This is a genomic window from Acinetobacter pragensis, assembly GCF_001605895.1.
GTDB lineage: Bacteria > Pseudomonadota > Gammaproteobacteria > Pseudomonadales > Moraxellaceae > Acinetobacter > Acinetobacter pragensis.
On record NZ_LUAW01000071.1, the window covers coordinates 48,004 to 61,467 of the forward strand.

General features: G+C 45.5%; 9 protein-coding genes and 1 tRNA gene. 6 read left to right on the forward strand and 4 right to left on the reverse strand.

Features of this window, described 5'->3' with window-relative positions; all coding sequences use genetic code 11:
• The first annotated feature begins 29 nt into the window (after positions 1–29).
• Positions 30–119, forward strand: a tRNA-Ser gene (locus AZH43_RS17495).
• Between the two features lie 284 nt (positions 120–403).
• On the opposite strand, the gene AZH43_RS17500 is transcribed toward AZH43_RS17495, so the two are convergent.
• Positions 404–1,828 (reverse strand): Na+/H+ antiporter NhaC family protein, encoded by a 1,425-nt coding sequence (locus AZH43_RS17500; protein ID WP_067672600.1) that lies wholly within the window; start codon positions 1,826–1,828, stop codon positions 404–406.
• A gap of 112 nt (positions 1,829–1,940) precedes the next feature.
• On the opposite strand from AZH43_RS17500, the gene AZH43_RS17505 reads away from it, so the two are divergent.
• From AZH43_RS17505 to epmA, 5 genes are all read left to right on the forward strand, one after another.
• Positions 1,941–2,810 carry a LysR family transcriptional regulator gene (locus AZH43_RS17505; RefSeq protein ID WP_067672603.1) on the forward strand — a complete coding sequence of 290 codons (870 nt, stop codon included), beginning with the start codon at positions 1,941–1,943 and terminating at the stop codon, positions 2,808–2,810.
• Between the two features lie 88 nt (positions 2,811–2,898).
• Positions 2,899–4,146 carry a D-amino acid dehydrogenase gene (locus AZH43_RS17510; RefSeq protein ID WP_067672606.1) on the forward strand — a complete coding sequence of 416 codons (1,248 nt, stop codon included), beginning with the start codon at positions 2,899–2,901 and terminating at the stop codon, positions 4,144–4,146.
• Entirely contained in the window at positions 4,143–4,502 is a 360-nt protein-coding gene (locus AZH43_RS17515) for a RidA family protein (protein WP_067672609.1), read from the forward strand. The genes AZH43_RS17510 and AZH43_RS17515 overlap by 4 nt, the downstream gene beginning before the upstream one ends.
• A gap of 162 nt (positions 4,503–4,664) precedes the next feature.
• The gene (locus tag AZH43_RS17520; RefSeq protein ID WP_067672612.1) at positions 4,665–5,732 is read left to right on the forward strand and encodes a 4-phosphoerythronate dehydrogenase; all 1,068 of its coding nucleotides are present in this window, start codon (positions 4,665–4,667) and stop codon (positions 5,730–5,732) included.
• A gap of 8 nt (positions 5,733–5,740) precedes the next feature.
• Complete coding sequence (epmA, locus tag AZH43_RS17525; RefSeq protein WP_106386957.1) at positions 5,741–6,733, forward strand: EF-P lysine aminoacylase EpmA; 993 nt, start codon at positions 5,741–5,743, stop codon at positions 6,731–6,733.
• A 58-nt stretch (positions 6,734–6,791) separates the two neighbouring features.
• Here epmA and AZH43_RS17530 read toward each other — a convergent pair whose 3' ends face one another.
• The 3 genes from AZH43_RS17530 to AZH43_RS17540 all read right to left on the reverse strand — a co-directional run bounded on the left by AZH43_RS17530 (position 6,792) and on the right by AZH43_RS17540 (position 13,410).
• Positions 6,792–8,030, reverse strand: coding sequence for a multifunctional CCA addition/repair protein (locus AZH43_RS17530; RefSeq protein WP_067672618.1), 1,239 nt, complete (start codon positions 8,028–8,030; stop codon positions 6,792–6,794).
• 81 nt (positions 8,031–8,111) lie between these two features.
• Entirely contained in the window at positions 8,112–10,391 is a 2,280-nt protein-coding gene (locus tag AZH43_RS17535) for an NADP-dependent malic enzyme (protein WP_067672621.1), read from the reverse strand.
• 145 nt (positions 10,392–10,536) lie between these two features.
• Positions 10,537–13,410: a bifunctional diguanylate cyclase/phosphodiesterase gene (locus AZH43_RS17540; RefSeq protein WP_067672624.1), complete on the reverse strand. Its 2,874-nt coding sequence runs from the start codon at positions 13,408–13,410 to the stop codon at positions 10,537–10,539.
• Positions 13,411–13,464: the final 54 nt, after the last annotated feature.

Here is a 13,464-nt window from a genome sequence, read left to right on the forward strand (position 1 = left end):
TTCGGTTTTATTTATATGATAGCCGCCATGGAAGCGTGGCAGAGCGGTTTAATGCACCGGTCTTGAAAACCGACGAGGGTTTACCCCCTCCGTGAGTTCGAATCTCACCGCTTCCGCCAAATTCAAAAAACCTCAGTCATTTGATTGGGGTTTTTTATTGCCTGTATTTTTAAGATTTTATAAGAAAGCACGGATGCAGATTTACACCGCGGTTTAGCGGTAATTAAAAAAGTCTTTGCGGCATAAGTTTTGTGAACGATATAGAGGGAGCCTGATTATGCAGTTGTATGACTGATTAAGAACATCTGCAAACTTGGCGTTATTTTTATTTATTATGAAGTTCTTTTTTTATAAAAAATAGCCCCATTATTGGAGCTATTGCATTAATTAATCCTTTCAAACTTTAATTGAGAATATGGAACAGCACAGCAAATAAGCCGATATTGGCAATCACAATTGCCCATCCGCCAAACAGCATATATTTCAACTGGCTGGAGCGCGCAAGCCCCATTTGTCCAAACATGTCAGAAGAAGGGAAAGGGCCAAACCAGTCAACTTGAGAGCTGGCGAGCAGTACGGCTGTGACGCCTGCAGGCGGAACACCATGCGCAATCAGAATCGGGCCAAAAATTTTATTGGTGAAGGTCATTTGTGCAACCGCTGCTCCAGGAATATGGCCGACAATATTGAACAGGAAAATAAAGAAGCACAGCATGGCTGGCGTTAATCCTGTGAGATAGGGAGTGACATTGTCCAGCAGCGTCTGGTAAGCATTGAGCTTTTCTACCAATTCCAAAATAGGGTTATACAGCCAGTAAAGGATGAACATCCAAACCAATTTTCCGCAGCCGTCATACAGCGCTTCTAAAATCTGTTTAGGCGCCATGCCGGCAACCAGACCTGTGAACAATGCTACAGTCAGCATTACAATAATGGCGAAGCTGAATCCGGCTTTAAGGCTAATGCCAATGATTGCCATGACAATAATTGTGCCGATAAATACTGCTGCTGCGCGTTTACTGCGCTTCTGATTTTCTGGATCGGTATCTTCTTTTTGATTCAGAAAGCTTGCGTTGTATTCATATTTGCCTACAGTCCATTTTTGAATGTAATTGGACATGATCCAGCCCGTGCCCAAGGTTACAATGCTCATCGGCAATGCGGATGTCAGAAGGAATTGAGGATAGCTTAAACCGCCAAGTTCAAGAATTGTTACCGTACTGGGGGTAAATGGTCCAATAAATAAGCCGATAGAACCTGAAATCATCAACAGCAAAGCAACCGTCGGCGGGGTTAAGCCGACAGCGGCTGCAATGGGAATAACCACCGCCACAATAATTGCGTTGCCGCCAGCCATAGTGCCCAATGCGCCGCAAATGATAATGGATGACAGAATAATGCCGAGCTTAACGCGGCTTTGACTGGATAAGCCAACCTTATTGACAATAAATTTGACCAATTCACGGGCAGCGCCAGTTCTGTTTGCAACTTCACCTACACCTGCGCCCAGCATGATAATCAGCCCGACCGTTGCAATAAATGAACCGGTTGATTTGGCTAAAATTGCCCCCAGTTCCAGTACACCGGTAGAAGTCATGACCACACTGATCAGGATGGCGACAATGACTGATAGAACGATATCCAATCCGATGACAGTTAAAATAGCTAAGGCGAAAATAGGCAGCAGGCCGATTACTCCAACATCAGCTATGGGTAAAGTTCTAGCATATAAAGCCAGAGCAAAGCATAAAATGATAATGGCGCTTAACGCAAAATTTTTTTGAGTCCATATTGGGTTTATGGACGCAGTTGATGACTCAAGCTGCATGTTCTCTCCCTGATTGCTTGTTCTGGATATGCCGGTCAATTTACAAGGCTTTATTGACATTAAGTAATGAATTCTAATAGATTGCCTATAACCCATAGTTATGTGCTCTATTATGAATCTTCGCCATCTTGAAATGTTCTATGCAGTGATGCTTTATGGGTCATTATCGGAAGCGGCCTCATCGCTTTGCATATCACAGCCTGCAGCGAGCAAACTGTTGAAACACGCGGAACAGCGTTTGGGTTTTGCCTTATTTAAGCGCATAAAAGGCAAGCTGCAGCCCACAAATGAGGCGTATATTTTATATGAAGAAGTGAAGCCGATTTACGAAAAAATAAACAAACTGAATAAGCTGACGCATAATTTGGCGAAAAATCCGCAGGGGAAAATAACGCTCGGCTGCCTGCCTAGCTTAGGCTTAAGTCTAATACCGAAGCTGACGGCGCAGTACTTGAAAAAATATCCTGAAGTCTTCGTCAATATCGGTACAGACCATACCCAATCGCTGGAGCAGAAATTGCTGCAGCGCGAAATTGACTTTGCTGTGACCTTTGAGCCGCATACGCAGCACGGCATTATTGCCACGCCTATTTTAGATATTCCGCTGGTGTATATTGATTCGGAAAAAATGCGTTCGGCTAAAAATATCTCATCGATTGATGAAAACCGCTGGATTCAGCCCGATGCATCATCACTTATGTCGGTATTGTCTAAACATCGTGAATTCAACACTAGCATTGTCAATGTGCAGACCTACTATATGGCCAGTGAGCTGGTGCGTCAGGGCATCGGCTGCAGCATTACGGATATCTATACGGCAGCTTATTCATTGCCCAAAGAGATGATTCACAGTTTGACACCCAGCATGCACACCACAATTTACATTCTGCGCAACGCCAGTGTCAGCACGACGCAGGCGGTCGAAAATTTTATTGAACTGATCCGCTCAGATATTGGCTTGATCACGCCATCACTTAACTAAAGGTTATGCTCTGTGTTGAAAAACTCATTTGTTAATACATGATTCTTCTACTTTAATGAAGTTGTTTTAAGAATGAAGCTGAGTAGGCATGAAAAAGCATGTGGTAGTCATTGGGGGCGGTGTCATTGGTTTAAGTACCGCTTATGCGCTTATACAGTCAGGGCATAAAGTCACACTGGTTGAAGCAAATGATAAGGTTGGCTGTCAGACGAGCTATGCCAACGGCGGTCAGCTGAGTTACCGCTATGTCGCGCCATTGGCCGATGCCGGTGTGCCGATTCAGGCTTTGCAATGGCTGGGCAAAGCGCATTCGCCATTAAATTTCAAACTGAATATTTCACCGTTTCAATGGTCTTGGCTGCTGCAGTTTCTATTGGCCTGCAACCGTAAAGACAATGTGGTTAATGGCAATCATATTTTACGCTTATCTCTTTATAGTCAAAGTATTATGAAAACATGGCGGAATCAGCTGGATGATTTCTGCTGGGTGAAATCAGGAAAAATGGTAATTCACCGTGATGAAAAGACCTTTAAAAAAGCCAGTAGCGGCATTGATCCTGCGGTGCAAAAAGCGCTGACGCGTCAAGAGACCGTACAGATTGAACCGGCCCTGAAAGGCATTGAATCTGAGTTGGCGGGATCGATTTTCACCCCCGATGATGAAACGGCAGACTGCTATAAATTCTGTCTGGCGCTGTATAAGGAATTAGAAGGGCATGCAGATTTTGAATGTTTATATGAGCATAAGGTGACCGATTTCTTTGCCGAGAATAATAAAATATCTGCTTTAGAAACCACAAAAAAACGCATTGAAGCGGATGAGTTTGTGGTGGCGGCGGGTAATGGCAGTACTGCAATTTTTGATTTGGCCGGTATCTCTGTACCGCTGTATCCGCTGAAAGGTTATAGCTTGACGCTGCCGTTTCCTAAAAAATTAAATGCTGTGCCAAGCATCAGTGTGACTGATTACGCTAATAAAATTGTCTATGCCAAATTGGGTGACCGCCTGCGCATTGCGGCGATGGTGGATATTGGCTATCAGCATGTCGATATCCGAAAAGAGCGGATGGATGCCTTGAAGCAAACGGTTCAAAAGACTTTTCCTGATTTGGAGGGTGTAGATGACGCCATTGAATGGAGCGGATTAAGACCGTCTACCCCCAAAGGTCCGCCAATTTTGGGCCGCACAAAATATGCAAATTTATGGTCAAATATTGGTCAAGGCAGTTTAGGATTTACTTTGGCTGCCGGCAGTGCAATGGTTATTGCGCAGCTGATCAGCCATGCCAAATCACCAATTCATTTAGAAGGCTTATCGATGGAGAAATATTCATGAGCAACGAAATACAGCGCATTAATGCCTCAGCGCGCCTATCGGGCTGTGTGGTGCATGGCGGTTTGGTCTATGTATCCGGTCAAGTGCCGACTACGCTGGATGCCGATGCCAAACAGCAGACTGTAGAAGTCCTGCAAAAAATTGATGATCTGCTGGAACAGGCCAATAGCGATAAAAGCCGGATTTTGACAGCGCAAATCTGGATTAAGCATATTGAGCGTGATTTTGCTGTATTTAATGAGTGCTGGGAAGCTTGGCTGCCGGAAGGTGCAGCGCCGGCCCGTGCAGCGCTTCAAGCAGACTTGGCGCGCCCGCAAGTGTTGGTCGAAGTGATGCTGACCGCTGCAGTAAAATAATTAAGTTTCATTAAAGCCGGCTCAATGCCGGCTTTTTTTGTTTTGCGGCGGCCTGTTTTTTGAACCTTAAGAGAGCGGCCAACTGTGCGCTTCTACAAACAAGCATAGTGACTCTGCGGCTAAAAGCGCTATCATAACGGCAGTAAAAATTTGGATGCTGTTATGAAAATCATTGCGGATGAAAATCTGGCATTTACCGATTATTTTTTTGCCGAATTTGGTGGGATTGAACACAAAGCCGGACGTGCCTTGACCCATGAAGATGTTCAGGATGCCGAAGCGCTGCTGGTCCGTTCTGTCACAAAAGTAAATTCCGCATTGATTCAGCAGACTGCCCTGAAATTTGTCGGCAGCGCGACGATTGGAACCGATCATTTGGATATTCCGGCGCTTGAGGCGCAGGGGATTGTATGGTCGAATGCGGCCGGCTGCAATGCGCAGGCGGTTGCGGAATATGTCATTACAGCTTTAATAAAATTAAAGCCTGAACTGATTGACGCCAATGAACAATTCACTCTAGGCGTAATTGGCCTAGGCAATGTCGGTTCGCGTTTAGCCGCCATGGCAAAATTGCTGGGCTGGAATGTGATTGGCTATGACCCCTTTGTCTGCCGCGAACATATCGAGCAAGTCGAATTGAATGAGCTGCTGAAAACAGCGGATGCCATTTCAATACATGTGCCGCTGACCAAAACATCTTTGCATCCAACATTCCATTTAATCGATTCAATGGCGCTGTCGCAAATGAAGCCAGAGGCCATACTGATTAATTCAGCGCGCGGACCTGTGGTTGCGGAAGCGGATTTAATGGATGATATTCAAAAAACACAGCGCAAGGTGGTTTTGGATGTCTTTGAACATGAGCCTGAAATTTCTGAAGCGCTGCTGAATTTAATCACAGTGGTTACGCCGCATATTGCCGGCTACAGTTTGGAAGGCAAGGCGCGCGGCACACAAATGATCTATGATGCTTTTTGCAAAGCATTTGAAAAAACTTCAGATAAGCAATTTGAAACTCAGCTGCCGGTCTGTGATGCGCTGTTTGAACATCAGCCGCTGAAAACTGTTCTGAAACAGCATTTGCATGAGATATATGATATTGCCCGCGATGATGCCAATTTGCGCGCCTGTGTTAAAGATGGCAAGGTCGAGCAAAAGGCTTTCGATTATTTGCGTAAAACGTATCCGCTGCGCCGTGAATGGGCCGCGCACGGAGGGCCGAAAGCATGAGCCAGTCAATGCAGAGCCTTGAGCAAAACACGATTCAGTATCAGCCGACCTGCGCGTTAAAAGCCATGCGCGCCCGTGCGCAAATGTATGCGCAGATTCGCCGTTTTTTCGCGGAACGCGACGTGCTGGAAGTGGAAACACCCATTTTATCGCAAGCGGGGGTAACTGATGTACATTTGGCCTCTGTACAGGCGCAGCGTCATGTGGGCGGCAAAAAGCAAACGCATTATTTGCAGACCTCGCCTGAATTTGCCATGAAGCGTTTGCTTGCCAGCGGCAGCGGCGCAATCTATCAAATGTGCAAAGTATTCCGTGATGATGAGCATGGCCGAAAGCACAACAGTGAATTCACCATGCTGGAATGGTACCGGCCTGAATTTTCACTCAAAGATTTAATGCTTGAAGTAACAGATTTGCTGAATGTGGTTTTAGCGCAGCGTTTTGGGGAAGTGCGCCCGGCCATTTACAGTTATAAGCATGCCTTTATGGACCGCTTGGATCTGAATCCGCTGAAAGCGACATTAGCAGAATTGAAAGATGCCTGCCGCCGTGTCGGACTGAATTTGGATTTGGGTGATGATCGGCTGGGTTATATTGATCTGTTATTTTCTCACATGGTCGAACCCAGCTTAGGTTTTGATGCGCCTGTATTTTTAACTGATTTCCCGCCTGAAATGGCTTCTTTGGCGAAAACTAGAATCGATGAAGATGGTGAATTGGTTGCCGCGCGTTTTGAGCTGTATATCGAAGGTTTAGAGCTTGCCAATGCATATGACGAACTGATTGATGCTGACATACTGCGCGGGCGCTTTGAAGCGGATACTGCGGAGCGCGAAAAGCTAGGCTTGCATATTATGCCGATAGATGAATATTTACTGGCAGCCTTGCCGAATATGCCTGAATGTTCAGGCATTGCATTGGGCATAGACCGTTTGCTGATGATTGCCACTGAGCAAATGAAACTGGAAAAAGTGATTACTTTCCCGGCTGAAATCTCATAAGGCCAATGTTGAAATAAAGTGACAATAAAATAAAGCTCCATGAGGAGCTTTATTTATTTCAGATGACCGGGGCTGTAACTTGCTGTGATTTAAAATCAGATAAAGCTGCAATGCGGCGTTCTATCAGCATTTCGCCAATATCAGGGCCTTGAATGTCTGCGGGCAAGTCTTGCGCTTTAATGCCGCGGACGACCTGCATGGCATCCAGCACATACTGCGCTTGAGGATAATCACGGTTTTCAAGCCCCAGGCGGCCGCGTGAATCGCATTCACAGGCTTGAACAAATGCTTCCACCCGTTCAGGACGGCGCAAAACATCCAGACGCTGCAATAAGCGCCACAGTGTGCCCGGCTTCAGCGTCAGCGCTTGATGACATTTTAAATGCTCTTTGCATACCGCCAGAGCCAGCTGTTTGGTATTGGCTGGAACACGCAAACGCTCGCAGACCTCAGTTACAGGTTTCAGGCCGCGTTCTTCATGCATGATGTGGCGCGGCAGTTCATCCTTCGGGGTTAAGGCTTTTCCTAAGTCATGCACCAAAACTGCAAAACGCACATCAAGTGAGTAATTGGCACGGCAGGCTTGCTGAAGCGACATCATGGTATGTATGCCGCAGTCAATCTCGGGATGATATTCCGGGCGCTGCGGAATGCCGTACAGCTGATCCAATTCTGGAAATAAGACCTTTAACGCGCCGCAGGCCCGCAAAACTTCAAAATATTCGTCTGCATGATCTTCCATTAAGGCGCGGGAAGTTTCTTTCCAAACCCGTTCAGGCGTTAAAGCCTCCAGCTCGCCAGACTCGGCTAATTGTTTCATCAGCGCTAAAGTTTCATCCGTGATTTGAAAGCCTAAATTTTTATAGCGGGCGGCAAAACGGGCAATACGCAAAACGCGCAGCGGATCTTCTGCGAAAGCGGCGGAAACGTGGCGGAGCTTTCGGTCTTCAAGATCTTTCTGACCGCCGTAAGGGTCGTACAGCTTGCCGTCATCGTCTTGCGCAATGGCATTGATTGTTAAATCACGGCGAATCAGATCCTGTTCGAGCGTTACCGTGGGATCTGTATAAAATTCAAAGCCGTGATAACCGTGGCCGGACTTACGTTCAGTACGGGCCAGCGCATATTCGTCTTTGGTTTCAGGATGCAGGAAAACGGGGAAATCTTTACCCACAGGCTGAAAGCCTTGAGCAAGCATTTGTTCCGGCGTTGCGCCGACAACAACATAATCTTTTTCGTGATAGGGGTGCCCGAGAAGCTGATCCCGTACTGCACCGCCTACTAAATAAACTTGCATGAAAAAACCTCTATTCTTGAAGCCATCATGCAACAGAATAGAGGTTTTCTCAAGTCTATAAGTGTGATCTAGCCAGCTAAATTAAAGAGCTGACTTCTCATTTTCTTGAATTTCAGCCACTGTTAAAGCGGTCATATTCACTAAGCGGCGGGTTGTTGCCGTCGGAGTTAAAATATGAACCGGTTTTGCCGCGCCAAGCAGGATTGGGCCAATTGTTACATTGTTGCCTGATGTTGCTTTCAACAAGTTGAATGAAATATTGGCTGCGTCAAGGTTCGGCATGATAAGCAGGTTTGCTGAACCCTTAAAGCGCGAGTTCGGGTATGCGAAATGACGGATATTCTCATCCAGTGCCGCATCACCATGCATTTCACCTTCCACTTCAAGCTCTGGGGCAATTTCAGACAAAATATCATATACCTTACGCATTTTTTGCGCGCTGGCATCGTTTTGGTCTGAACCGAAACTTGAGTGAGAAAGCAGTGCAACGCGCGGTGTAATACCAAAACGGCGGACTTCTTCAGCAGCTAAAATGGTCATTTCAGCCAGCTGTTCCGCAGTTGGATTACGGTTGATGTAGGTATCTGCGATGAATAGGTTACGGTCTTCAAGCATCAATGCATTCAAGGTAAAGAAGTTATTGCGGCCTTCTTTGAGTCCAATTACATTGCTGACAAAGTCTAAGTGAATGTCGTAGCTTGAATATGTACCGCACAGCATGCCATCTGCAACGCCATGACGAACCAGCATTGCTGCAATCAGTGTAGAACGGCGGCGCGCTTCACGCTGCGCATATTCAGGTGTAACACCCTTGCGCTGCATGATGCTGTAGTAGTCATCAGCAAATTTGTCGTAATCAGGATTTTTTTCTTGATCGACAATCGTGATGTTGACACCATCTTCAAGACGTAAGCCCAGCTTTTTGATGTTCGCTTCAATCACTGCAGGGCGGCCCACAAGAATCGGTTTTGCCAAATCTTCATCGACTGCAATTTGCACTGCGCGAAGTACGCGCAGGTCTTCACCTTCCGCATAAGCAATACGTTTCGGATCCGTTTTCGCTTGCGCAAAAATCGGCTTCATCATAAATGCTGAGTTGTAAACAAACTCAGAAAGACGCTGACGATACGCAGAGAAGTCTTGGATAGGGCGGGTTGCAACGCCAGAGTCCATTGCTGCCTGAGCAATTGCTGGTGCAATTTCAAGAATTAGGCGCTGATCAAGCGGGCGAGGGATCAGGTAATCGCGGCCAAATGAGGCAGATTTTTCACCGTAAGATGCTGCATCCGCTTCAACATGCGCCATGCGTGCAATGGCATGCACGCAGGCAATCTTCATTTCTTCATTAATGGTGGTTGCGCCAACGTCCAGCGCGCCACGGAAGATATACGGGAAGCATAGCGCGTTGTTGACTTGGTTTGGATAGTCAGAACGGCCTGTCGCCATAATCACATCTGAACGCGCTTCGTGGGCATGTTCAGGCAGAATTTCTGGATCTGGGTTGGCCAGCGCGAAAATGATCGGGTCTTTCGCCATCACTTTGACCATTTCTTTGGTCAAAATGCCTGCGGCTGAAAGGCCTAGGAACATGTCAGCGCCTTCCATGACATCAGCAAGCTGTGAGCCTTCGATGTCTTGAACATAAGCCTTTTTAGACTCATCCAAGCCTTCACGTTTCGTCGTTAATAAACCGCGTGAGTCAGCAACAATAATGTTTTCTTTCTTGGCGCCCAAAGCACAAAGCAAGTTTAAGCATGAAAGGGCAGCAGCGCCGGCGCCTGACGCAATAATTTTGATTTCTTCAATTTTCTTGCCGTTCAATTGCAGTGCATTGAGCAAAGCAGAACCCACAATAATTGAGGTACCGTGCTGGTCATCATGGAACACAGGGATATTCATGCGTTCACGAAGTTTTTGCTCGATGTAGAAGCACTCTGGGGCCTTGATGTCTTCAAGGTTGATACCGCCAAAAGTAGGTTCTAATGCTGCAACGATATCTACGATTTTGTCTGGATCGTTTTCAGCAATTTCAATGTCAAAGACATCGACACCAGCGAATTTTTTGAATAAAACGCCTTTACCTTCCATAACAGGTTTAGACGCCAATGGACCAATGTTGCCCAAGCCCAGTACGGCTGTACCGTTACTGACTACAGCAACAAGATTACCGCGCGCTGTGTAAAGCGCAGCAGTAGATGGGTCGCGTTCAATTTCTAAACAAGGTGCAGCAACACCTGGCGAGTATGCAAGGGCTAAATCGTGTTGGTTGACCAATTGTTTGCTTGGCGTAACGCTGATTTTCCCCGGTGTTGGAAATTCGTGATAGTACAAAGCCTGCTGTTTTAAAGATTGATCGTCCATCTGTATCTCGTTTGTTTTGAGTTGCCCAAAAATGCGGGTAGTGGTTCTTAAATTAAGCTTGAATATATCATTTGTTCAGCGCTTCGGACAGTCGCTAAAGTACCTTTTTCCAACAAACTTATAGCTGAGAAAGCTTTAGTTATATTCAGCATGTATAAGTCGGAGAGGGGATATTTTGCTTTAGATACAGCGTGGCTTCCGCTTCCGGAAGCGGTTTGGAGAATAAATAGCCTTGTGCGATGTCACAATCCAGATCTTGCAGATATTGCAGCTGCTGTTCGGTTTCTATGCCTTCAGCTACGACTGTAAGCCCCATCGCCTTGCCCATGGCGACCATGGCGCTGACAATGGCTTCTTGTTTGTTTTGACCGATTTTTGAAATAAAACTGCGGTCAATTTTTAAAACATCAATTGGAAAATCAGCAAGATACGAGAATGATGAGTAACCTGTGCCAAAGTCATCCAGCGAAATGTTGATATGCCGGTTTTTAATTTCCTGCAGCAGGTTTTTGACTGCATCCGAGTTTTCAATTAAAGAGGATTCAGTAATTTCCAGCTCTAGGCTTGCACCGGATATTTTGTTGGTTTTAATGGCCTGATCCAAATCAGTCAACAGTTGGCCGCGGTGCAATTGCTGCGCGACCACATTAACTGAGACACAAATGTTATTAAAACCCATAAGGTTCCATTGTTTGATTTGTTTGGCTGTTTGCTGAATCACTATGCGCCCGATGTCTGAAATCAGGCTGGTTTGCTCGGCGAGCGGAATGAATAGGGCAGGAGGAATAATGCCTTTTTCTGGATGGTTCCAGCGTACAAGCGCTTCAAAGCCGTAAATATGCTTGTCTCTGAAATTGATTTTTGGCTGGTAATAGACCACGAGTTCATTGTTTTGAATGGCTTTGCGCAGGTCTCTTTCCAAAAATATGCCTTGCTCTTGCAGCGCCGTATTTTCATTGGAATAAAAGCGGATTGTATTGCCGCCAAGATGCTTGGCTTCGGTAAGGGCTTGCTCTGCGCAGTTGTTTAAATAATCCAGCTGGCGGCCATGCTCTGGATAAAAGGCCAAGCCCATGGATAATGTGATGACATGATCCTGTCCTAAAACATTGAAAGGCAAAGTGAAGGCTTTGGCTATGCGTTCACAATGCTCCATGGCTGAAGGGCGGATATGTGAAATCTCATACACAATAGCAAAATCATCGCCATTGAGATGGGCTAAAAATAAGGCTTCAGCATTGGTTAAACGCAGGCGCTGAGCAACTTGCCGAAGCAGCTCATCACCGCCATTGTTGCTGAGATATTCATTCAGCGGGCGGAATCTGTCAATATTGAGGCGTATGACAGCCAGCTGCTTGAGCGAATCCTGCTGTGAAATCAAGTATTGATGCAGCTGATAGTTGTAATAAAACCGGTTCGGCAAATCAGTCAGGGTGTCATAATTTTCTAAATAAGATAAACGCTGTTCCTGCAGCTTGCGTTCAGTTAAGTCTGAAACTATGCCGATATAGTGCGCGACCCGGTTTTGATCGTCCATCACCGCATTAATATGCAGCCAAAGCGTTAATTCTTTTCCAGAGAGGAATTTTTCATACAGTTCTCCATCATACTGCTGGTGCTGCAAAACCTGTTTTAAAATTGCGGAATGCGCACTGCGCTGCTGTGATTTATAATTTGCTGCAATATCAAATAAATGCTTGCCAATAATTTGTTCGTGGCGGAAGCCGGTCAGCTGTTCATAAAATGGATTGACATCTAAATAGCGAAGTTCTGCATCAAGAATAAAAATACCTTCGGCTGCTTGTTCCAGTACGCTGGCTGCCAGCTTTAAACGCTCTTGCGATGTGCGTTCCTGCTGAATGTTGCGGCGGATACCCACCATGCGTACAGGTTTGTTATTGTCTGGATCCCAGCTGATGATCCGGCCAATGTCATGAACCCAATTCCATTTTCCTGTCTGGCTGTTTTGTACTCGGTAGGTTGATTCATAACGGTCATTTTGACCGCGTAAATGCAGTTTCATGGCATTTTTGAATTGTTCTACATCATCCGGGTGAATTGTATGCAGCAGCTGGTAATGATGTTCTTTTGAGCCGCGCTGAGTAATGCCTTTATGATTGTTGGCGAGGGAAATTTTACGGTCTTTAATGTTCCAGTCCCAAGGTTTGAGACCTGCAATTTCATGCGCGAGCTGAAGATTCTGCTGCTGATCTTCTAAATCCCTGTTCATTTGCTCAATATCAAAAGTCCGCTCTTTTACTTTTTGCTCCAGCAGCTGATTGTTCAGCTGCAGCTGCATTTCGATATCTTTAGAGTGGTTGATTTCATTTTTGAGCTGCTTGCACAAGTCATCTGTCCAAGCCACTTGCTGTTCGGCTTCTTTAACCAAAAGGCTGTTTTTAGCATATAGGATGGAAATGCGGCGATGGATGCGGTAGGAGGTTGTTGCACATAGCAGCATGACAATTAAAGCAAAATTGATGGCGAGGCTGAATAAATGGTTGCTTTGCTCCATAAATAAAAATTGTGAAACCAAGTAGGGCACAATGGACGGTAAGAAAGCCAAGCAAAAATAATTGAGTTTTTGTGTTAAATAGGTCAAGCCAAAGGTTTGGGTGACGATCAGCAATAATGCAGATAAGGTCAGCGCCTGAATATCCGCAAAATTAGGGTTTACAGACGGCAAGTAGTAATAAATTATGAAAATGCCGGAAGCGATAAGCGACCCAATGCTGATGCATTGAAATTGAAGCCAGCGGTGGGCAAGCTTTAAGTCAAATTGCTTCGGTTTAAAATAGACTGTGCTGATGAGCCAACAAAAACAGGTGAATAATTCGGCAGCAACAAACCAAAGGTTAAAATAGAAGTCAGAAGCATTAAAGTAAATTTGATAAATACAAAAAATATATAGGCAAATAATAAGAATACTGATGAGAAAATAACGGCTCAAGCGAATCGTATTTTCAATTTGAGCAGCATGATTGTACTGCTTGATATAGTCATATTGATCGTCTGTCATCAATATAAGTGCCTTATTTAAATGTATAATTAAAAATTGTTGTTGTAGTCCAAA

Bases quoted from the DNA above. Each gene is read 5' to 3' on its own strand.
- AZH43_RS17500 (WP_067672600.1), bottom strand. From the start codon at position 1,828: ATGCAGCTTGAGTCATCAACTGCGTCCATAAACCCAATATGGACTCAA.
- AZH43_RS17510 (WP_067672606.1), top strand. From the start codon at position 2,899: ATGAAAAAGCATGTGGTAGTCATTGGGGGCGGTGTCATTGGTTTAAGT.
- AZH43_RS17515 (WP_067672609.1), top strand. From the start codon at position 4,143: ATGAGCAACGAAATACAGCGCATTAATGCCTCAGCGCGCCTATCGGGC.
- AZH43_RS17505 (WP_067672603.1), top strand. From the start codon at position 1,941: ATGAATCTTCGCCATCTTGAAATGTTCTATGCAGTGATGCTTTATGGG.
- AZH43_RS17520 (WP_067672612.1), top strand. From the start codon at position 4,665: ATGAAAATCATTGCGGATGAAAATCTGGCATTTACCGATTATTTTTTT.
- AZH43_RS17535 (WP_067672621.1), bottom strand. From the start codon at position 10,391: ATGGACGATCAATCTTTAAAACAGCAGGCTTTGTACTATCACGAATTT.
- epmA (WP_106386957.1), top strand. From the start codon at position 5,741: ATGCAGAGCCTTGAGCAAAACACGATTCAGTATCAGCCGACCTGCGCG.
- AZH43_RS17530 (WP_067672618.1), bottom strand. From the start codon at position 8,030: ATGCAAGTTTATTTAGTAGGCGGTGCAGTACGGGATCAGCTTCTCGGG.
- AZH43_RS17540 (WP_067672624.1), bottom strand. From the start codon at position 13,410: ATGACAGACGATCAATATGACTATATCAAGCAGTACAATCATGCTGCT.